The organism is Myroides sp. LJL115 (assembly GCF_054871665.1).
Genome location: NZ_JBTXLS010000015.1, coordinates 1 through 20,819, shown reverse-complemented (window position 1 = coordinate 20,819; position 20,819 = coordinate 1). Strand labels below are relative to the sequence as shown.

Below are 20,819 nucleotides of genomic sequence, written 5' to 3'. Positions count from 1 at the left end.
AAGATAAAAATAAGGCCAGTTAATTACTAGTAAACACAAACTATTTCCTTGATATTACAACAAAAAAAAGCTGTTGTCACAGCTTTTTTTATGTAGATTGAACTAAAAATATTTTTTAGTTAGATACGAATTTTAATCCTACGATAGATCCAATAAGTGTGAAGATAAAGAACAATCTCCAAAAAGATGCAGGATCTTTAAAGAAGATAATGCCCATTATAACCGTTCCAACAGCACCTATCCCTGTCCATACTGCGTAAGCAGTTCCTAAAGGTAAAGTTTGTGTAGCCTTGATTAGTAAAGCCATACTTCCTACAAGTGCAATAGCAAAACCAATATACCAGGCAACGGCTTCATTTCCCTGGGCTTCTTTAGCTTTACCAAGACAAAATGTAAACCCTACTTCAAATAGACCACCTAAAATAAGTAATATCCAATTCATTTTAATTCTTTTTAAAAAATGTAGGGCAAATATCTATATAAATTTTATAACAACGCCCGTTTTTAAAAAAAAACAGAATAACTTAGAATGGATTTTTAAATATACCTGATTTACCATTAAACAACATGGCTTTATTGTTATATATCTTCTTAGATAACTCTATAAAATCCCCTAGGATAATATACCAAAGAAACATCCCAACAAATCCTATTAAGTATTTACAAATCACAATATTAGATATATTAATAGATATAAGGTTCTTGTAGAATAAAATCGTAAGAAATTCCAAACTAACAAATAGTAAAACGCATAACCACCACAGGTTTATTATCCTTGTAGAAAACCTCTTATAATATCTATCATACTTTATATGGTGGAAGGTTTGTAAACCTAAGAATAATCTCTTGACAAGTGCTAAGGGAAAAATTAGATTCATCAATGGAACAAACCACAATAGTACACTCCAGTAAACAGGTACTTTCATAGATGGATTGATAACAGAGAGCTTCTTATATGCTAAAAAGAACCATGCCAAAAAAGTAATAATAAAACCTATATAAATAATAAATCCTATCTGTTTTAGTATACTTCCCACTCTTTGAAACTGTTCTAATTCTCTTGTCGAATAAGATACTCCCTGGAATATATTATCAATAATAATATAATGCATGATAGAATAATTGAGCAAACCAAAGAGTTGTAAAAGACATAAAAGAGCTAACAATCGAACTAAGAAATCCAATATTAACGTAGGAACCTTATAGATTACTTTTGCCATAATCTTGCATCTTGAATTTTAATTTGAACAATGCCATTGGATTCCTTATCTCCAATAGGATTTTGAAGAACCACCCAGTACATTAATCGTTTTTTGCTTTTTGGATTAATATACACGCAACTAAGCACAGTAGTATCTTCTAAATTAGCAACGCCTCGAGAATAAGTCATTGCTTGGGTACATAAGTCTTGAAACTGTTGTAAATTACAATTATAAAAGTAATCCTCTTGCTTGTAACTTACCTTAGCATCCTTTAATGTATAATTGGAATCTAAATAAAACTCTATGGAATATAGCACATCTTTACCATTAGTTAAACGCTCTATAGAAAAGCGATCCTGACTTTTTTGCTTATATGGGATATAGTACAGCTTCTCTCCTGCAAACTTGGGGTAAATACTATAGTCCATCTTTGCCATTTCCATAGGGTTACCATTAGGATCCACTAAAGTAGTTAAAAGGGACTCCACCTTCAGGGTATCCACCTCTTGGCTGGTTACTAGCTCCATTAATTGCCCTAATTTCTGGGCGAAGCTCTGCTTTTCTTGGCTAAAACCACTTACACTAATTAAGCTAAAGAGCCATAAAAATAGTAAACACTTATTTCCTTTGCTTTGTTTTTTCATTAGTTTCAAATTATTACTTTACTACCAGATTACTAAAATTGCTGTTGTACTAAAAAATAGCATTAAATTATATATCTATTTCTCTAGATAGTTAGAAAAGTTCCTTTCCTATATATAAGCTACAAGTTAAGTATTTTACAGCCACTATATCCTTAATTTGATTACAAAATCGGTACTTTAACGAAATAGTTACTAAAATACTTTTAAGTCTAGAGCCAAGGCCATAAAAACCTCCTTTCAATTATAAATTTATTGTATCTTTAAGCTTATAGCCTTGGTGTAAGAGGCCATTTAGCTTATTTATACAAAGCAATGGCTTTAAGTAATAAGTTTACCTTATAGTATTATAAATAGATAATTATCTGTTTAAGAATAACGTAGGTAAAAAAGGGCTAAGTTTGTAAGTATAGCAATAACTATCAAAAACAATTTATAAGATGAAAAACCAAAGATTGACTACTGCTTCGGGAAGACCCTACAATGACCATGAAACTTCATTAACAGCTGGAGAAAGAGGTCCTGTTTTATTAGAGGATTACTTACTTCATGAAAAACTTGCTCATTTTAATAGAGAAAGAATTCCAGAGAGAATTGTACATGCTAAGGGTTCAGGAGCATTTGGAACATTTACAGTTACAAATGATATAACTGCTTATACTAAAGCAAAACTTTTCAGTGAAGTTGGTAAAAAAACAGATGTATTTTTGCGCTTTTCAACAGTTGGAGGAGAAAAAGGATCAGCAGATTCAGAAAGAGATCCACGCGGATTTGCATTGAAATTCTATACAGAGGATGGAAACTGGGACCTTGTTGGAAACAATACTCCTGTATTCTTTGTTAGAGATGCTAAAAAATTCCCGGATTTTATTCATACTCAAAAAAGGAACCCTGGAACTAACTTAAAAGACCCAACAATGGTATGGGATTATTGGTCTTTAACTCCAGAGAGCTTACACCAAGTTTTAATCCTTATGAGTGACCGTGGTACTCCTTATGGATATAGACATATGAATGGATATGGTAGCCATACTTTCTCAATGATCAATAAAGACAATGAGGTAGTATATGTGAAATTCCACTTCAAAACAGCACAGGGAATCAAGAACTTAACAGGTCCTGAGGCAGAGCAAATGAGAGCCAAAGATATGGACTTTGCACAACGTGATTTATATGAGAACATTAAAGAAGGTAACTTCCCTAAATGGAATTTAAAAATCCAAGTAATGACTTTAGAACAAGCTAGCAAAGCATCAACTAATCCTTTCGATGTTACTAAAGTTTGGCCACATAAAGATTTTCCATTAATTGATGTGGGAGTTTTAGAATTAAATAGAAATCCAGAGAACTACTTCCAAGATGTAGAGCAAGCAGCCTTTGCTCCTGCGCATATTATTGATGGAATTGGATTCTCTCCAGATAAAATGTTACAAGGTAGAATTCTAGCCTATCCAGATGCCCAAAGATATCGTTTAGGTGCTAACTACGAGCAAATTCCAGTAAACCGTTGCCCATTTATGGTTAACACTTACCAAAGAGATGGTTATATGCGTGTAGATGGTAATAGCGGAAGCAAACCTAACTATTCACCAAATAGCTTTGATGATCTTTATGAAGATCCAAACTACGCTGAGCCTGCAATGTCTTTAGGAAGCAATGTAGTAGCGGATCGCTTCAATGTGGATAATACCTATGATAATGACTTCTTTACTCAACCAGGTAATTTATACCGCCTAATGAGTGAACAGGATAAGACAAATACAATAAACAACATTGTTGGAGCAATGAGTGGAATCGGCAGTGAGAAAAGAGATGAGATCATCGCTCGTCAATTATGTCACTGGTTTAGAGCTGATTTAGAGTTAGGAATGAGAATTGCTAAAGGATTAAACTTTGATACTACTAAGTTTTCTAAATCCTAATGAACTCATTTATAAAACATAATAAAAAAAGCTGTAGAAATCTTTCTACAGCTTTTTTTTATATTAGTTCTTCTTTATTGGATTCCTAAGAATTCAAAAGGCTTAGCCGTTATTAATTTATCTTTGCTATTACCTGCAATCATAGGACTATTAGCAAGATTTATTTTTTTAACTTTAGCTTTTTCACTAAAATCTAATTCATTAAAGTCTAACCAAATAGGCGTTAAAGAAAGTGGATCCTCATAATAATACACTAGGTTCTTTTGGTCTGCTACTGTTCTCCATTTAGTGGAAGATAAGTTAGGTTGACCATCAATGTGAACTCCATAAGGTACCGAACAGTTTCTAATAATACTAAAAGCAGCACCTACGGCAATTTTAGCATTATCACTTTGTTCTACTGCAGTAGCATAATAGTCTGCACGAACAAAACGGTCTTCTGATCTTCCCGTTCCTGGTAATACTTTATTTCCTGGTAAGTAATCCCAATAACCTCGAACAGCTAATTGCTTATCATAAGTAGGTGAGTTTGTAAGTACCGTATAGTCTGGACTATGGTAAATCACTAATTTTCCATCAATGTATTCAAAAATAGCATTGTCTCCACTTGCATCTGAAATAGATAAGTGAACAGTAGCCAATGAATCTCTTCCAGGGGTATTATCTGTTACAACAATTACTGGATTAGCTTGCAAATCCTCTACTGCTTCTTTAACAGTAGCATAATTATCTAAGACATATTGCGCCCAAATAGCCAAGGAAATTCCCTTTTGGTTTCCATTTGGATTATAAGTAGGATAAATAGATTCTTCTAACCATAAAATATTAGAAACTAGTCCTTTTTCATTCATTCCATCTGCAGTGGCAATATCAAAGGCAGATACTACCACACTTCCATATTTAGCTGTCCACTGAGCAGAAGCCTTACCTACTACTCCATTTCTTTGCATTCCACGAGGAAATACCCACATATTTGGCACGATATCATCCTTCCAATCCATAGAACGAGCTGTTATATTCGTATTCTTTGGACCTTTATAAACTACTCTAGTACAGGCATCTGATTCTTGCCAAGTACCAAGAGCTATTGCAGTTAAAGCAACCATTGCTAAACTCTTTACCCCTTTTCTCATTGCTAGACTTTTTTTGGTTAACACCCTATAAAGATACTGAAATTTTAACAATTACTAAGGTATTATAACATTTTTATAGCATTGAATAGCCCTTAATCTAGCCTCTTGGTGATCAACTATTGGCAAACAGTAATCCTTAGTGAAAGCCTCTGGTACCCATTTTTCTATATAAGTATTATCTGGATCAAACCGTTTTGCTTGTAAAGTAGGGTTAAATATTCTAAAATAAGGTACAGAGTCACAACCAGTTGAGCTACACCACTGCCAATTCCCATTGTTACTAGCTAACTCATAATCCATTAGATATTGAGCAAAAAAAGCCTCTCCCCAACGATAGTCAATTAATAAATGTTTGCATAAAAAACTAGCCACCACCATTCTGACCCTATTTTGCATAAACCCTGTAGCACGTAGTTCTCGTATACCTGCATCAACTAAAGGATACCCCGTTTTTCCTTGGCACCAAAGTTCAAATTCCTCCAAATTATTACGCCAAACAATTCCTTGGTACTTGTCTTTAAAACAATTTAATTCTACTAAAGGAAAATGATAAAGGATTTGAATAAAAAACTCCCTCCAAATTAATTGATCTAACCATACAGAACTATATTTTAAGGCATAGGAGAAACACTCTCTTATACTTAGGGTGCCATATACCAAGGCAATACCTATATGGGAAGTTGCATCTAAAGCAGGTATATCGCGACTTTGAGCATACTCTTTTAAAATTTCTGGTTCCAAAGTGATTTTAGCAAAAACCCTCTGGCTAGCAATAAACCCTAACTCTTGTAAACTAGGTAACTCCCATGGGAAATCTACTAAAAGCAAGTCCCTGGATAATTCTACTTTATAGTTTTTAATTTGCCTATGAGCTAACTCTTTTTTATAAGCTTTAGCATAGTGGCCATATACTTTATAGGCAGTAGAATCCTTTTTTACAATTTGGTCTACCTCTATTAAAATACGATCGCATAAAAAACGAATCCCAATACCTTTACTATTTAAAAAACCCCTTAATACTTCATTGCGTTTTATTCTTTTTGGCTCATAATCTCTTACAGCAAAAACTTGTTGAATATCAAAGTGGTTTTGTAAATCTTCAAAGCTCTTAAAAACACTTTGATGCATAACAATTATATTGGCTCCAAAACCATTTAATGTTTGGTTTATCTGCGTTAAGTGATAATGGATGTAACTAATTCTTCTATCATCCTTCAAAGAAAACTCCTCTAATATTTCGGGGTCAAAAATATATAAAAACACTACTTTATGGCCTGTTTTAACCGCTTCAAACAAAGCATAATTATCCTGTAAACGCAAATTTCTCTCTAGCCACACAACGCATACCTTTTCTTTTCTCATACCTATTTACAAAAAAAAACACCGATTAGTTGTATAACAAACCGGTGTAATCATACTATTTAGAGATCGAATTTAAGTAAAAAAATTAAAAATCGCCAATTAAACTCATCCATGAAGTACCTACAATAAAGTAAATTCCCAAAAGCATTACTCCAATGATAAGTCCATAAGACCACCATGCCTTTAGTTCCACATATCCACTTCCGAAATAAACCGGTGCTGGCCCATGTCCATAATGGGTTAGAGTTCCATAAATAGATCCCATAAATCCAAGCATTAATGCCAATAATAAAGGAGGTACACCTAAGGTAATCCCTACTCCTAATAAAGCTGCATACATTGCTGCCACATGGGCTGTTGCACTTGCAAAGAAATAATGGGAAAAGAAATACACTCCAACTAATATTGGGAAGGCATAATGCCAATCAATACCACCCATTTTCGATTGTACCAATTCGCTGAACCATCCAATAAAACCAAGTTCATTTAATGAACTAGCCATCATTACTAGAACAGCAAACCACACGATAGTATCCCAAGCACTTTTCTCACTTTTGACATCCTCCCATGTTAATACAGAAGTTAATAAAAGGATAGTTAAACCAATAAAAGCTGTAGTAGTTGCATCAATACTAAATAAATCTCCAGTAATCCATAAGCAAAGTAGGATAACAAAGGTAATTAGCATTAAAATTTCTTGGATAGTTAATTTACCCATTTCTTTTAATTTCTCTGCCGCCAATTTTGGAGCATCTTGGGTTTTTTTAAGTTCCGGTGGAAATATTTTATAAAGAACAATGGGCGTTATAATAAAGGCAACCATCCCAGGAACAAAACCTGCCGCAGCCCAACTCATCCAACTTATATTTACCCCTAAATCCGCAGCAAACTTCTGACACATTGGATTAGAAGCCGTTCCTGTTAAGAACATAGATGAGGTAATAAGATTCATATAATAAGAGTTAAGCGTGAGGTAGGAGCCTAACTTTCTATGGGTTTCTGGTTTGGAAGGATCTGACCCAAAGTTCAAAGCCATTGACTTCATAATAGGATATATAATACCTCCTCCTCTTGCAGTGTTACTTGGAATAGCTGGAGCTAATACTAAATCGGCTAAACCTAAACCATATGCAAGTCCTAGAGTGCTTTTTCCAAAACCACGAATAAACAAATAAGCAATCCGATTACCTAAACCTGTTTTAATAAAACCTCTAGCAATAAAGAAAGAGATTCCAATAAGCCAAATTACTTTATCACCAAATCCTCTTAAACTAAGAGCAATACTCTTACCTGGATTACCAGGGGCTAATAATTGGAAAAACGCGGTTAAAGCAACTGCTAACATACACATAGTACCCATAGGAGCTGCCTTTAAGATAATACCAATAATGGTACTAACAAAGATGGCAAATAAATGCCATGCATCTGGGCTTACTCCCTGTGGTTGAGGACAAAACCACAATAATATTCCAATTATCGCAGTAATTACTAAATTACGTATATTGATTTCTTTCATGACATTGTGTTTCTATGATTATAATCGGCATTGGAATTGTACAAAGGCAAGATTCGAATTATAGGTCTTTGTATCTTTGATATTTTTCTTATAATTATCGATTTGCATTCCTATTTGAATTCTAGCACCGTAATTCTTCAAGAACTCTAAACTAAGCATCGGTACCCAAGTTTGTCTTGGATTAGAATCCAACTTAGAATTAGCATCTAAATACTCGTAGCGCATTGCAAATTCGATTGCCTGAAAGTATTTATGCCCTAGCTCATAACGAAAGTTAGGAAGAACATAAAACCCCTTCATTATATAATCATCTAGCTTTCCTAAGCGATTCTCTGGCGCAGTGGCAAAATACATATTGTGATTGGTACCTTGTTTAGCTTCACTTTGAATCTCTACACTCCAACGATCTGCAATTGGTACCGTAATACTAGCCTCCACACCAGCGGCGTAAATACTCTCTTTATGAGTCTCTCCTAAACCACCACTTGCTCCAACACTAAAGTTTAATTTCTTGTCTAAAAGAAATAATAATCGAGTAGAGTAATTCTTCCCATTGTCATTATCGGTGGTGTTTTTTCCATTTCCGTTAGTTACAGAAATACCATAACTAAGGGGAACTTTACCTAAATCCACACTACCTGATACAGCAGCTCCTATTTGGAAACTTTGCCAACCATTGGAACCGAACATATAGTAGGAGTTCGAGTAATCAATACTCTTTACAATATCCACAGAATAAGTATCTTCTAATCCAAAAAGTGGTCTAAACTGCCCTACCGTAAATTGTAAATAACGATTTACGGTATACTTTGCATAAGCATTTTCCAATACTTTTGTCTTGGTGTCATTCTTAAAATCTGCAAAGTTAGCTAAAGCTACCACCTCTAAATTCTCTGATAATCGCGCATTTAAAGAAACGCGCATACGTTTAATATCAAAGGAATTACTCACTACATCACCACTTGAGTGTTGTAATCCATCAATGTCCACTCCTTTTTTTGTATTGTCTAAGAATCTTGCTTGAAAGACCCCTCCAACCTTAAATTTGGGATATTTTTGCTCCGGGTCATTTAAAACAACCACATCTTCGAAAATCTTAATGGTATCGTTTTCAATAATTTTATCTTTACTGTAGCCGTAAGCACTAAACAAAAAAGCACTTACTACTACAACTCCCTGGAAGAATTTTTTGTTGATGATTTTCATAACTTACTTTTTAAACTTAAAAAAGTTGGTTCGATTGTATTCGTAATTCATTCTCGCAATATTCAATACAGAGATGCCCTGTGGACATTTCACCTCACATGCTTCTGTATTAGAACAGTGTCCAAAATCCTCTAGATCCATTTGATGAATCATCTTCAAAGCTCTATTATCTCTTTCTTCTTTACCTTGAGGTAAGATTGCCATTTGGGTAATCTTAGCAGAGGTAAATAATGCAGCACTACCATTCTTACATGTAGCCACACAAGCTCCACATCCAATACAAGCTGCGGAATCAAATGCTGCCTCTGCCGTTTGGTGAGAAACTGGGATGCTATTTGCCTCAGGAGCTTGTCCGGTATTTACCGATACATATCCTCCAGAGGAAATAATTCTATCAAAAGCGGATCTGTCTACTTTTAAGTCTTTTTTGATTGGGAATCCTTCCGCTCTAAAAGGCTCAATTAATATAGTTTCTCCATCTTTAAACTCTCTCATATGCAATTGACATGTAGTAGTATTTTTTAATGGACCATGGGCTTGACCGTTAATAACAACACCACATTGCCCACAGATTCCTTCTCTACAATCGTGATCAAACTCAACCGGTGCTTGATCCTGTAAAATTAACTGATCATTTAAAGTATCTAACATCTCTAAAAAGGACATATGTGTATTAACATTGTCTAAAGTATAGTCTACTAATTTACCTGGTGTATTGCGATTGTCTTGTCTCCAAACTTTTAAATGCAACTTCATAATCTCAATTATTTATAACTACGGATAGTTGGTTGTACGAATTCAAATTTTAACTCCTCCTTGTTTAAAATAGGAGTTTGAGCTTGTTCTCCTGGCCATTCCCAAGCAGAGATAAACTGGAAGTCCTTATCATTTCTCATCGCTTCTCCATCCGGGGTTTGGTATTCCTCTCTGAAATGAGCGCCACAAGACTCCTCTCTAGTTAAAGCATCATAACACATTAATACTCCTATTTCAAGGTAATCTGCTACTCGGCCAGCTTTCTCTAATTCACTATTCATACCTAAGGTACTACCGGGTACTTTTACATCTTTATAAAACTCTTCTTTTAACTTTTTAATCTCTTCAATGGCATATTCAAGACCTTCTTTATTACGTGCTAATCCGCAGTAGTCATACAATAACTTCCCAAGTTTTTTATGGAAATAATCCACTGTCTTAGTTCCATTAATTTGTAATAAATGATCTAATTTTTCCTGGGTTTGCTTCAATGAAATTTCAAAAGCTGGATTATCCACCGTTACTTTTTCAGTCTTTAAATCTTCAGCTAAATAATTAGCAATAGTGTAAGGAGCAATAAAATAACCATCTACACATGCTTGAAGCAAAGAGTTAGCACCAAGTCTATTGGCACCATGATCAGCAAAATTAGCCTCACCAAGGGCAAAAAGTCCTGGTATAGTGGTTTGCAATTCATAATCTACCCATAAACCGCCCATAGAAAAGTGAGCTGCTGGAGAAATCATCATAGGCTCTTTATAAGCATCTATATCCGTAATTTTTTGATACATGGTAAAAAGGTTACCATACTTTTCTTTAATCTTATCCTTACCTTGTTCTTTAATAGCTTTAGAGAAGTCTAAGTATACCGCATTTTTTAAAGCCCCTACTCCATGACCTGCGTCAATTCTTTCTTTAGCTGCACGAGAGGAAATATCCCTAGGAGCTAGGTTACCAAAAGCTGGATAACGTCTCTCTAAGTAATAGTCTCTTTCATTCTCTGGTATATCATTTGCTTTTCTCGTATCATTTGCATCTAAAGGCACCCAAATACGTCCGTCATTTCTCAACGATTCACTCATTAGGGTTAATTTAGATTGGTAATCCCCACTTTGAGGTAAAGAAGTTGGGTGGATCTGTGTCCAACTAGGACTTGCAAAATAAGCTCCTTTTTTATGGGCTCTCCAAATTGCAGATCCGTTACATCCCATAGCTAAAGTAGATAAGTAATATATTTTACCGAATCCACCAGTGGCTAAAACAACTGCATTGGCTGCGTGTTTTTCAATTTCTCCTGTTTCAAGGTTTCTAACAATAATACCCTTTGCCTTTCCATCTACTACCACTAAATCTAACATCTCATGGCAAGTATACATTTTAACAGTCTTTTTCTCTACTTGTCTCATTAAAGCCTGGTAGCTTCCTAAAAGTAATTGTTGTCCGGTTTGTCCCCTTGCGTAAAAGGTACGACTCACTTGTACCCCACCAAAAGATCGATTATTTAAATATCCTCCATACTCTCTACCAAAAGGTACTCCTTGAGCTACTGCTTGGTCAATTAAGTTCACCGAACATTCTGCTAAGCGGTACACACTTGCCTCACGTGATCTAAAGTCCCCTCCTTTTAAAGTATCGACGAACATACGATATACACTATCCCCATCGTTTTTATAATTCTTTGCCGCATTAACCCCTCCTTGTGCAGCTACAGAGTGCGCACGACGGGCAGAGTCTTGAAAACAAAAAGATTTTACATTATAACCCATTTCACCTAAAGAAGCTGCTAGGGAACTACCCGCTAGGCCAGTTCCTACAACAATTACATCTAGCTTTTTACGGTTAGCTGGATTTACCAAACGAGCGGTTTTTTTATAATTGGACCATTTATCTTCTAGTGGTCCTACTGGAATTTTTGGATCTAACTTCATTGCATCAACTAATTTTGGGTGAAATAAATATAAACAGGCATTAAGGCAAAGCCTAAGCAAATAACTATGGAATAAACTAAAGCAAACGCTTTTGTCCATCGAACAAATTTTGGATTAAAAAGTCCTAGTGTTCGAATACCACTATTAATACCATGTATTAAGTGATAACACAAGGCTACCATAGCAACAACATAAACAACAACTAACCAACCTTGGGAAAAAGCAGTAATAACTACTTCATATAAGTCTTTATGCCCATTGGCATCTAAGCCTACTTGACCAAATTTATATTGGTACCAAAAATTTTGAAAATGCAGAACAATAAATATCAATACAATAGTACCTAGTACTCCCATATTTCTACTAGCCCATTTACTAGCTTTTTGTCTTTCGTCCTTCTTGTAATTCCCTCCGCTTTTCTTATTTTTCATGGTAATTATTAAAGCGTAAATAGCATGAAAAATAATGGATAAATATAGAACGTAAGAAACCACTTTAATTAAAGGGTTTCCAGATAAAAAAGCAGAATAAGCATTAAAGCTCTCTCTTGCTTGTTCAGGTTCTAAAAACAACTGGGTATTTCCTAAAAAGTGTATTAGTAGGAAAAACACCAAGAATAATCCGGTAGCAGCCATTATTAGCTTGCGTGTTAGTGTGTTCATCTGTACATGGTTTAAAATATAAATACTCGCTTTTCAGCCTTATTAATTCTGTTTCAACTAGGGTGATTTTAACATTTTTTATTTTCTTAGTAACGCTAAAAACTAATAAAACAGCACTTATTAGTATATTTTTATCAAATTTAATAAGTTAAATTTATTAATTTTTGATAACATAAAGTATTATAAATGTTGTTTTGTTAAATAAATTAATTAAAAATAACAATTCTAAATAGAGTTTAAACTTCTAGAATAGCTTAATTTCTTCCACAAAAAGCCATATCTACCTAAAAGACAATACAATAAAGTATACTATATGATTTTCAATAGTAGAGTTAAAGTTCTAAAAAGAAGCAAATTTGTTAAGATATTTTTTGGTATTTACTAAAATAAAACAAGACCTAGGGTGCCCACCTATCCAAAGAAGACATCCTATAACTAGAAAACAGGAATTTACAGCAATTCTGTTAGCTACATTTTTGTATTTTAAAACAGAATATAAATAATTAGGGTGTCTAGCAAATAGCTAAACACCCTATAGGTAATGTATACTAAAGTTCCTATACGCCAAATATCTATATTAGACCATGGCGCGGTCAAACTTATAAGTCTTTCCCAGACATACTTGCCCCTGCATTGCTTTTTAAACGAAAGAAAATGCCACTAGATAAAATAGTCATTACTCCCATTACTAAGAATGTATATCTAAATACAGCAATATTTTGGTCTCCATGTCCAATAGCACTTTGTTGAAAAACAAGTAAAAACATTGCCGCTAATGAAATCCCTAAACTAATTGCTAATTGCTGGGTTACCGATAAAAGACTATTACCATCACTTGAGGTCTCATTATCCAAATCTGCTAATGATATTGTATTCATAGAAGTAAACTGAATGGCATTAAAACCTCCATTTCCAATCATTAAAAGAATAATCACCCAATATGGAGTGGAAGCGTCTATAAAAAAGAATAAACTAATTAGAACGCCCACCAAAATTGTATTGGTAATTAAAGTAGTACGATACCCATATTTCTTTACAATTGGTACCACAAAATTTCTACATACCAAATTAGATAAAGCCTGGGGAATCATCATTAGTCCAGCATAAAAAGGGGAATAACCAAAACCTATTTGCAAAAGTAAAGGAATCATAAAAGGCATCCCTCCTATACCGAAACGGGTTATTAAATTACCTATTAAGCCCACCCTTAAGGTATCTATCTTAAATAAACTCAGTTGTATAAGTGGACTAGAAGACTTCTTAGCGTGATATACATATGCTACAATGGCAATAATACTAACACATAATAACAAAGCTATGGTGGATCCTGACATATAATTGGAATTCCATCTTTCAATTAATAAGGTTATACTAGTTAAGGCTGCGCTTACTAAAATCCAACCGAACAGGTCAAATTTCTTTACGTTATTAGTGTAATTTGGAATTATTTTGTTGGCCACTATAACAGCTATAATACCAACAGGCACATTAATTAAGAAGATCCAATGCCAGGATAATTTCTCTACCAAAAAACCTCCCGCTGTTGGACCTAACATAGGACCAATTAAAGCTGGGATAGTGATAAAGTTAATTACCCCTAAGAGTTGATCTTTGGGATAAGCATATATAAGGGTTAACCGGGCCACTGGCACCATCATTGACCCTCCTACAGCTTGAATAATTCTCGAGAGTATTAATTGATTTAGGGTCTGAGAGAAACTACAAAACAAGGAACCAAGACTAAAGAGAACCACAGCTGTAATAAAAACTCGTTTTGTTCCATACCTATCGGCTAACCAACCACTAAGGGGAATAAGCAACGCCACTGTTAAAGTGTAGGATACAATAATACTTTGCATCTGTAAAGGTGATTCTCCCAAACTCTTAGCAATAGAAGGTAAACCTGTATTTAGAATAGTTCCATCTAAGGCTTGCATAAAAATAGCCAATGCTCCTAACCATGGTAAATACTTGCGTATCTTGGGATCTTGTATTACTTCAACTTTCATTTATACGTTGTTTTTAGATATGAAAAAGGATAAACCAAATTAGTTAACTAAATATTTTTTTCACGGATAATAACCCTAATACATTTAGTAATACCCACTAAGTTAAGAAATTTAACTAGCCTATAAAACTTCTTTTAGGGGATCTTTCTCTAAAGTAGTTCTCAAGTGTCGTGTTTTTTCATTATTGTTCTATCCAATTGTGAATCATCTCTACACCTTGATTACTCATATAAGATTCTGGGTGAAATTGAATACCACAAATATTGTACTCTTTATGGGCTAAGCCCATAATAACCCCTTGCTCACTTAAAGCAGTAATGGATAATGCATGGGGTAAATTCTCTTTACTTACTGCCCAAGAGTGATAAAGTCCTACGTAACATGGCTTTTGAATGTCTTGGAATAAAATATTCTCTTGGTCTATATAAGATAGTTCGATTCTTTGTCCATGTAAGGGATGAGCTAAATTCCGTAAATCGGCTCCAAAGTATTGCGCAATACACTGATGTCCTAGGCAAACTCCCAAAATAGGCTTGTCTTTTTTATAACGCCCAATAACATCAAACAAAATAGGATAAGCTGTTGGTACATCAGGCCCTGGAGATAAAACAATTTGATCAAAATCCTGTAGATCTTCTACCTTTAATCCCTTACTTGAAAGTACCTTTACTTGACAAAGGGGATGTTGCACAAAAATTTGATGTAAATTATAGGTAAAAGAATCTTGATTGTCGATTATAACAATTTGCTTTGCTTTGCTCATAAAGTATTTTTGTATTTTTGAACTCTAAATTCAAAATCTGTAATGAGCATCAAAGATACAACTATCCACAAAATGAATGAACTTGGAAAGGCAAGAATACCTTTTATTTTTATTTTGGATTATAAGGGACAAAACAATATTGTACTTCCCTTAGATGAAGTTAATGCAGATGAAATTTTATTCGATTTCCAAGGAGTTACCAATAAAAAGGTAACTAAGTCTGCACTTACTCCCTCTTTAAAAGCATATCCTTTGTCCTTTGAAAGCTACAAGGAAAAATTTGATAAAATACAAGACCAGCTAAAACTAGGTAATAGTTACTTAACTAATTTAACTATTCAAACCTCTATTGACTTAAAGGGAAGTTTACTTGATGTATATTCTCAAACAAAGGCTAGATATAGAGTCTATCTAAAAGAGAATTTCACTTGTTTTTCACCAGAGACCTTTATACAAATACACAAAAATATCATGGAGTGTTTTCCAATGAAAGGCACCATAGATGCTACTATTGAAAATGCCAAAGGAATCCTTTTAAACGACCCTAAAGAGAAAGCAGAACATTATACTATTGTGGATTTAATTCGAAATGACTTAAGTATTGTTGGGCAAAACACTAAAGTAGAACGCTTTGCATATTTAGATCCGATTTCCACTTCAAAAGGGCCAATTTTACAGATGAGTTCAAAAATAAGCACACAGTTACAAGAAAATTGGCAACAAAACATTGGGGATATTTTCAATGCCCTTCTACCAGCTGGATCTATTACAGGGTCACCAAAACAAAAAACCCAAGAAATCATACAAGATGTAGAGCAATACGATAGAGGGTTTTATACCGGGGTATGTGGCATTTTTAATGGAGAGAGTTTAGATAGTGGTGTAATGATTCGTTTTATACAACAGGATAAAGAGCAGTTTTATTACAAAAGCGGCGGTGGAATTACTCTAGATAGTCAATGTGATAAGGAATATCAAGAACTATTACAAAAAATCTACATCCCCTTTTAGCTCTTTTTACAGGAATTAACAAAGTAATTGACCTGGCTAAGGTAAAGTAAAGGGCTAAATAAAGCAGAATTTATATTTTTTACATTTTTTTATATTTCACCCTTAATAAACACCTTCAAATATGTTTTTATTAAAAAAGTAAAGATAAAAATATGTAATTAATTATATTATCTTCTAATATATTACAATATTGATACTTTATTTAAATCAACACACTGCCTTTAATTGTTAAATATTAACAAGTAAAGGCTTTTGTTTTTTTATCTATGTTTTGTTTTATGTATATTTCTAAAACCAAAAACCAACTAAATGAAAGATTTATATAAAAACATCGGTGAATTACTGAAACAAGAAAATTATCAGGCTCTACATGATCTGAAAATTGTAAAACCAGAGTATTTTAACTGGGTAACAGAAGTATTTGAAGACATTCATGTAAAGGAGTCACCAGAAAAAACAGCCCTTTTATGGACAGATGGAGAAACGACTCATCATTATTCTTTTTTAACGCTATATAAGCGTTATAATAAATTAATTAACTTTTTACGTTCAAAAGGCATTAAGCAACAAGATGTTGTATTAACCCAAATGATGCTACAACGTATAAATTGGGTTACCCACCTAGCTTGTATTAAAGCCGGTTATAGACTATCCCCTGCTGCTAGTATTTTAGGGGTGCAAGACCTTGCCTATCGCTTTGAAAAAATTCAACCAAAAGTTATTTTAGCAGATTCCGATAATGTGGAGAAAATTGATCAAGCTCAAGCCCAAGCAGGAATAGAGATTCCAGTAAAAATCATTGTAGATGGGCAAAGAGAGGGTTGGTATAGCTTAAGTGAAATTGACAATGAAGAAGATCACGCAAAAGCAGCAGATACCAAACCAGATGATGTACTATTTTTATTCTTTACCTCTGGAACTACAGGAATGCCAAAGATTGTATGCCATACTCATTTAAGCCAACCTTTAGGACACTTAACTACTTCGGCATGGATTGGAGTAACTAAAGACGATATTCATTATAATATCTCTCAACCTGGATGGGGTAAATTTGCTTGGAGCAGTTTATTTGCACCATGGAATGTAGGAGCCACTATTTTTGCCTTCCATACCACTAATCGATTTGATGCTAAAACAACCTTAAGTTTAATTGAAAAACACAAAGTAACTACTTTATGTGCTCCACCAACAGTGCTGCGCTTCTTTATACAAGAGGACTTATCAAAATTCAAGTTTAGCCTAAGACAATGTGTTGCAGCAGGAGAACCTTTAAATCCAGAAATTATTGAAGAGTGGAAAGATGCTACTGGCCTTTTGGTTAGAGATGGCTTTGGACAAACTGAGAGTTCTTGTATGGTAGCTAATTACCCAGGAGCAACAGTGAAATATGGTTCTATGGGAAAACCTACCTTCTTATATGATATTATTATTGCAGATGATGAAGGAAAGGAATTACCAGCAGATCACGAAGGAAACATTTGTGTAAGAACAGATACAAAACAGCTCAATGGTATATTTAAAGAATATATGTACGATAAGCAAAAACAAGCAGAAGTATTTAAAAACAATGTTTACTTTACTGGAGATAAGGCCTATAAAGATGCGGATGGATACATTTGGTTTATCGGTAGAGATGATGATGTAATTAAAGCATCGGATTATAGAATTGGCCCTTTTGAGGTGGAAAGTGTTCTTTTAGAACACCCAAGTGTAGTAGAATCTGCAGTGGTAGCTAGTCCACATCCTGTAAAAGGATATGAGGTGAAAGCTTTTGTAATCTTAAACAAAGAGTATACACCTAGTAAAGAACTCGCCAAAGAGCTTTTTGACTTCACAAGATCTTTATTAGCACCATATAAAATGCCTCGAAAAATTGAATTTGTTGAGGAACTACCAAAAACAATAAGTGGTAAGATAAAAAGAGTAGAATTACGCGCTTTACAAGCACAGAGAATAGCACAAAAAACACCTGTTTCTCTAGAGTTTGACTATGTAAAGTAATCTAATCTAAAAAATAAAAGTATAATAAAATACCCCAAAGTAGACTACTTGGGGTATTTTTATTATCCTGTTTTTTATTTTAAATAGTTAACCTATTTATTTTAATTCAAAACTCACGGAAATAGAACTACTTATTTCTATCTCACCAATAGCTAAGGTTTGATCCACAGCATCTGCACTCTGCATTTTCATAGCATACAACCTTGGAGCAGGGCGATAATCACTACCTCCTTCTTGCAATTGTAATGCTTTACCTAGTTTTTGTCCAAGTGCATTAGCGTAATCGCTTGCTTTTGTTTGGGCATCCTTCACTGCTAATACTCTTGCTTGTCTTTCTAATTCACTTGCCTTAGATGTTTTGAAAGTCACATTAGAAATACTATTAACTCCTTGATTCATTGCTCCTAAAATAAGAGGCTCATATTGTTTAATATCATTTAAAGTAATTACGATATCTTGAGAAGCAACATAAGTAATTTCTTTAGTTTGATAGTTTTGATTTCTATTCAAATCTACCATTCTAGTTTGGTAATCTTTTACTGGAATATTCAACGATTTTAAAAACAATAATACTTTAGCAATAGCTTTATCATTTTGAGTCTTAGCTACACTTGCATCTGCATCCTCACTGATAACTCCAAGAGTAAGAACCACTTGATCTGGGACAATTGATACTTTACCACTTCCTGAAACTGAAACACTACTAACTGGCATAGTAGAAGTATTTTGGGCCATCATAGCCGTTGTAGTTAGGCTGATAAAAGCCAAGAAAAGTAAACTCCATTTTTTCATAGTAATAATTTTATTTATTCTAAAGATATTTAAATAATCCCAACCCTTATGTTAAAACACTATTAAAATACAATTAGTCCTCTGTATAAAAAAGAATTAGAAGCTTAGTAGGCAAAAGTAAAAAAGACAACCTAACTGAAGTGAAGCTATATTTTTCTTGCTTTATATAAATACATTAAGATTGCAATTGGTAAAATCATCAAGCCTACTAGCCATAATTGTTGGGTTAATAAAAATGGAAACTTCGCAATAATTAAAATCAAACCACCCAAAGCACCCCCAATATGAGCAGAATGCCCTATGCTGTCCCCTTTGTTTTTCATACCATAAACCGAATAAAACAAATACAAAATAGCAAATAAATAACTAGGCATTGGAATAATAAAAAACACCCCTATGGTCATATCTGGAAACATCATAATAGAGGCGTACAAAACCCCCATTACAGCCCCAGAAGCTCCTACTGCCCTATAGTTTAAGGTATTGTAATAGATTTGATAGGTTATTAAGTTTCCTAAGACCATACTTGCCATATAAATTAAGGCAAAATAAGCAGGGCCCACTTGCATTAGTACAATATCTGCGAAAAAATACAGCGTAATCATATTGAATAAAAAGTGCATCCAATCTACATGTAAAAATCCCGATGTAATCATACGGTAATATTGTCCTTGTCTTAAAGCAGACATATCGAAGCAATATTTAGAAAAGAAAGAATAATCCTGTAAGCCCTTATAGGTAACTAAAGCGCTGATTCCCATAATTAACAGAACTAAAAAAGAAATATCATCCATGTTTTTTTTTCAAAATTAAGCAATGTTTCTAACTATTCGTTTTAAAAATTATTTAAAATAAACTCCAAGGCCTATATTTGCACAAAATCTCTAGTATGAAATATTTAACTTATCTAATTGCTTATCCAATATTGTGGCTAATTTCTATATTACCTTTCCCTTTATTTTACTTTGTATCGGATTGTCTTTATATCCTTATATATTATGTTATAGGATACCGTAAAAAAACGGTTAGAAAAAATATACAAATGACTATGCCCGAACTTTCCTTGGAAAGAGTAAAGCAAATAGAAAAGAAATTTTTCAGACACCTTTGTGATATATTCTTAGAGACTATCAAGCCAATGAGCATCTCAAAAAAGCAAATGTCAAAAAGATATACCTTTACTAATCTAGAAGAAATTCACCAAGTTGAACAACAAGGAAAGAGTGTTACCTTATTTTGCGCCCATTATGCAAACTGGGAATGGCTTACTATTTTGAATAGTGTTATAGATCTGCAAGGTTTTGCAGTTTACAAGCAAATAAACAATCCTTATTTTGATCGATTAATAGCTCGAATTAGAACTCGTTTTGGTTCTAAAGTAGTAGAAATGAGAGAAACTATACGAGTAATTAGAAAAAATGAAGTAGAGGGTAATAAAGGTTTATATGCCTTTATTAGTGACCAATCTCCAATGATTGGAAAATCCAACTGTTGGCAAGAGTTTATGGGTATTGAAGTTCCTATTTTCACAGGAGGAGAAGCACTATGTAAGAAGTTTGGTATGGTACCTTATTACTTAGAAGTAAATCAAGAAAAAAGAGGATATTACCAGTGTACTTTTATTCCTTTGACCAAAGAAGCAGAAGATGTCTCAAGTATTCCTAATTACGAATTATCTAGACGTTTTTTCCAAGAGGTAGAAAAGCAAATCCGAAACAGACCTGAGTTGTATTTTTGGACACATAAGCGTTGGAAACACGCTGGAAATAAACCAGCTAATTTATAAATAATCGAGTAGGAGGCTGAAGATTATTTCTTCAGCCGACCTCTCACACCACCTGGCATACGGATCCGTACCAAGGCGGTTCTTAACTTTACGATACTTTTAAGTAGATGTCATGTATAGAAGTATAGC

At 33.9% G+C, this 20,819-nt stretch carries 18 protein-coding genes; 4 read left to right on the top strand and 14 right to left on the bottom strand.

All coding sequences use genetic code 11. From position 1 onward, the window contains the following. Positions 1–115: 115 nt before the first annotated feature. The 3 genes from ACYSNX_RS05615 to ACYSNX_RS05605 all read right to left on the bottom strand — a co-directional run bounded on the left by ACYSNX_RS05615 (position 116) and on the right by ACYSNX_RS05605 (position 1,846). Positions 116–442 carry a DMT family transporter gene (locus ACYSNX_RS05615; protein ID WP_461753704.1) on the bottom strand — a complete coding sequence of 109 codons (327 nt, stop codon included), beginning with the start codon at positions 440–442 and terminating at the stop codon, positions 116–118. Positions 443–524: 82 nt separating this feature from the next. After that, on the bottom strand, positions 525–1,220 hold the full coding sequence (locus ACYSNX_RS05610; RefSeq protein ID WP_461753703.1) for a DUF4328 domain-containing protein: 696 nt from the start codon (positions 1,218–1,220) through the stop codon (positions 525–527). After that, positions 1,208–1,846 carry a hypothetical protein gene (locus ACYSNX_RS05605; protein WP_461753702.1) on the bottom strand — a complete coding sequence of 213 codons (639 nt, stop codon included), beginning with the start codon at positions 1,844–1,846 and terminating at the stop codon, positions 1,208–1,210. Before ACYSNX_RS05605 ends, ACYSNX_RS05610 begins: the two co-directional genes overlap by 13 nt. A 437-nt stretch (positions 1,847–2,283) precedes the next feature. Here ACYSNX_RS05605 and ACYSNX_RS05600 point away from each other — a divergent pair, with 437 nt between their 5' ends. Further along, positions 2,284–3,765, top strand: coding sequence for a catalase (locus tag ACYSNX_RS05600; protein ID WP_461753701.1), 1,482 nt, complete (start codon positions 2,284–2,286; stop codon positions 3,763–3,765). A 74-nt stretch (positions 3,766–3,839) separates the two neighbouring features. Here ACYSNX_RS05600 and ACYSNX_RS05595 read toward each other — a convergent pair whose 3' ends face one another. The 9 genes from ACYSNX_RS05595 to ACYSNX_RS05555 all read right to left on the bottom strand — a co-directional run bounded on the left by ACYSNX_RS05595 (position 3,840) and on the right by ACYSNX_RS05555 (position 15,100). After that, positions 3,840–4,871 (bottom strand): linear amide C-N hydrolase, encoded by a 1,032-nt coding sequence (locus ACYSNX_RS05595; RefSeq protein ID WP_461753732.1) that lies wholly within the window; start codon positions 4,869–4,871, stop codon positions 3,840–3,842. Positions 4,872–4,952: 81 nt separating this feature from the next. Next, the gene (locus tag ACYSNX_RS05590; protein ID WP_461753700.1) at positions 4,953–6,260 is read right to left on the bottom strand and encodes a cryptochrome/photolyase family protein; all 1,308 of its coding nucleotides are present in this window, start codon (positions 6,258–6,260) and stop codon (positions 4,953–4,955) included. 85 nt (positions 6,261–6,345) lie between these two features. Beyond that, the gene (locus tag ACYSNX_RS05585; protein ID WP_461753699.1) at positions 6,346–7,776 is read right to left on the bottom strand and encodes an anion permease; all 1,431 of its coding nucleotides are present in this window, start codon (positions 7,774–7,776) and stop codon (positions 6,346–6,348) included. Positions 7,777–7,794: 18 nt separating this feature from the next. Beyond that, entirely contained in the window at positions 7,795–8,982 is a 1,188-nt protein-coding gene (locus ACYSNX_RS05580) for a porin (RefSeq protein WP_461753698.1), read from the bottom strand. 3 nt (positions 8,983–8,985) lie between these two features. After that, positions 8,986–9,738 carry a succinate dehydrogenase/fumarate reductase iron-sulfur subunit gene (locus ACYSNX_RS05575; RefSeq protein ID WP_461753697.1) on the bottom strand — a complete coding sequence of 251 codons (753 nt, stop codon included), beginning with the start codon at positions 9,736–9,738 and terminating at the stop codon, positions 8,986–8,988. A gap of 8 nt (positions 9,739–9,746) precedes the next feature. Further along, a complete protein-coding gene (locus ACYSNX_RS05570) occupies positions 9,747–11,666 on the bottom strand; it encodes a fumarate reductase/succinate dehydrogenase flavoprotein subunit (RefSeq protein ID WP_461753696.1) in 1,920 nt (639 codons plus the stop codon). A gap of 8 nt (positions 11,667–11,674) precedes the next feature. Further along, positions 11,675–12,328 carry a succinate dehydrogenase cytochrome b subunit gene (locus ACYSNX_RS05565; RefSeq protein WP_461753695.1) on the bottom strand — a complete coding sequence of 218 codons (654 nt, stop codon included), beginning with the start codon at positions 12,326–12,328 and terminating at the stop codon, positions 11,675–11,677. 599 nt (positions 12,329–12,927) lie between these two features. Next, on the bottom strand, positions 12,928–14,337 hold the full coding sequence (gene mdtD / locus ACYSNX_RS05560) for a multidrug transporter subunit MdtD (RefSeq protein WP_461753694.1): 1,410 nt from the start codon (positions 14,335–14,337) through the stop codon (positions 12,928–12,930). 181 nt (positions 14,338–14,518) lie between these two features. Continuing rightward, positions 14,519–15,100 carry an anthranilate synthase component II gene (locus tag ACYSNX_RS05555; protein WP_461753693.1) on the bottom strand — a complete coding sequence of 194 codons (582 nt, stop codon included), beginning with the start codon at positions 15,098–15,100 and terminating at the stop codon, positions 14,519–14,521. 42 nt (positions 15,101–15,142) lie between these two features. Here ACYSNX_RS05555 and ACYSNX_RS05550 point away from each other — a divergent pair, with 42 nt between their 5' ends. Both ACYSNX_RS05550 and ACYSNX_RS05545 read left to right on the top strand, forming a co-directional pair. Then, entirely contained in the window at positions 15,143–16,111 is a 969-nt protein-coding gene (locus tag ACYSNX_RS05550; RefSeq protein ID WP_461753692.1) for an aminodeoxychorismate synthase component I, read from the top strand. A gap of 309 nt (positions 16,112–16,420) precedes the next feature. Next, a complete protein-coding gene (locus tag ACYSNX_RS05545; RefSeq protein WP_461753691.1) occupies positions 16,421–18,112 on the top strand; it encodes an acyl-CoA synthetase in 1,692 nt (563 codons plus the stop codon). Between the two features lie 96 nt (positions 18,113–18,208). Here the strand turns inward: ACYSNX_RS05545 and ACYSNX_RS05540 are convergent, their stop codons facing one another. Together ACYSNX_RS05540 and ACYSNX_RS05535 are read right to left on the bottom strand one after the other, a co-directional pair. Beyond that, positions 18,209–18,904: an SIMPL domain-containing protein gene (locus ACYSNX_RS05540; RefSeq protein ID WP_461753690.1), complete on the bottom strand. Its 696-nt coding sequence runs from the start codon at positions 18,902–18,904 to the stop codon at positions 18,209–18,211. Between the two features lie 146 nt (positions 18,905–19,050). Then, positions 19,051–19,698 (bottom strand): rhomboid family intramembrane serine protease, encoded by a 648-nt coding sequence (locus ACYSNX_RS05535; RefSeq protein WP_461753689.1) that lies wholly within the window; start codon positions 19,696–19,698, stop codon positions 19,051–19,053. A 95-nt stretch (positions 19,699–19,793) separates the two neighbouring features. Between ACYSNX_RS05535 and ACYSNX_RS05530 the strand changes: the two genes are divergently transcribed. Next, on the top strand, positions 19,794–20,690 hold the full coding sequence (locus tag ACYSNX_RS05530; RefSeq protein ID WP_461753688.1) for a lysophospholipid acyltransferase family protein: 897 nt from the start codon (positions 19,794–19,796) through the stop codon (positions 20,688–20,690). The last annotated feature ends 129 nt before the right edge of the window (positions 20,691–20,819 follow it).

Bases quoted from the DNA above. Each gene is read 5' to 3' on its own strand.
- ACYSNX_RS05615 (WP_461753704.1), bottom strand. From the start codon at position 442: ATGAATTGGATATTACTTATTTTAGGTGGTCTATTTGAAGTAGGGTTT.
- ACYSNX_RS05610 (WP_461753703.1), bottom strand. From the start codon at position 1,220: ATGGCAAAAGTAATCTATAAGGTTCCTACGTTAATATTGGATTTCTTA.
- ACYSNX_RS05605 (WP_461753702.1), bottom strand. From the start codon at position 1,846: ATGAAAAAACAAAGCAAAGGAAATAAGTGTTTACTATTTTTATGGCTC.
- ACYSNX_RS05600 (WP_461753701.1), top strand. From the start codon at position 2,284: ATGAAAAACCAAAGATTGACTACTGCTTCGGGAAGACCCTACAATGAC.
- ACYSNX_RS05595 (WP_461753732.1), bottom strand. From the start codon at position 4,871: ATGGTTGCTTTAACTGCAATAGCTCTTGGTACTTGGCAAGAATCAGAT.
- ACYSNX_RS05590 (WP_461753700.1), bottom strand. From the start codon at position 6,260: ATGAGAAAAGAAAAGGTATGCGTTGTGTGGCTAGAGAGAAATTTGCGT.
- ACYSNX_RS05585 (WP_461753699.1), bottom strand. From the start codon at position 7,776: ATGAAAGAAATCAATATACGTAATTTAGTAATTACTGCGATAATTGGA.
- ACYSNX_RS05580 (WP_461753698.1), bottom strand. From the start codon at position 8,982: ATGAAAATCATCAACAAAAAATTCTTCCAGGGAGTTGTAGTAGTAAGT.
- ACYSNX_RS05575 (WP_461753697.1), bottom strand. From the start codon at position 9,738: ATGAAGTTGCATTTAAAAGTTTGGAGACAAGACAATCGCAATACACCA.
- ACYSNX_RS05570 (WP_461753696.1), bottom strand. From the start codon at position 11,666: ATGAAGTTAGATCCAAAAATTCCAGTAGGACCACTAGAAGATAAATGG.
- ACYSNX_RS05565 (WP_461753695.1), bottom strand. From the start codon at position 12,328: ATGAACACACTAACACGCAAGCTAATAATGGCTGCTACCGGATTATTC.
- mdtD (WP_461753694.1), bottom strand. From the start codon at position 14,337: ATGAAAGTTGAAGTAATACAAGATCCCAAGATACGCAAGTATTTACCA.
- ACYSNX_RS05555 (WP_461753693.1), bottom strand. From the start codon at position 15,100: ATGAGCAAAGCAAAGCAAATTGTTATAATCGACAATCAAGATTCTTTT.
- ACYSNX_RS05550 (WP_461753692.1), top strand. From the start codon at position 15,143: ATGAGCATCAAAGATACAACTATCCACAAAATGAATGAACTTGGAAAG.
- ACYSNX_RS05545 (WP_461753691.1), top strand. From the start codon at position 16,421: ATGAAAGATTTATATAAAAACATCGGTGAATTACTGAAACAAGAAAAT.
- ACYSNX_RS05540 (WP_461753690.1), bottom strand. From the start codon at position 18,904: ATGAAAAAATGGAGTTTACTTTTCTTGGCTTTTATCAGCCTAACTACA.
- ACYSNX_RS05535 (WP_461753689.1), bottom strand. From the start codon at position 19,698: ATGGATGATATTTCTTTTTTAGTTCTGTTAATTATGGGAATCAGCGCT.
- ACYSNX_RS05530 (WP_461753688.1), top strand. From the start codon at position 19,794: ATGAAATATTTAACTTATCTAATTGCTTATCCAATATTGTGGCTAATT.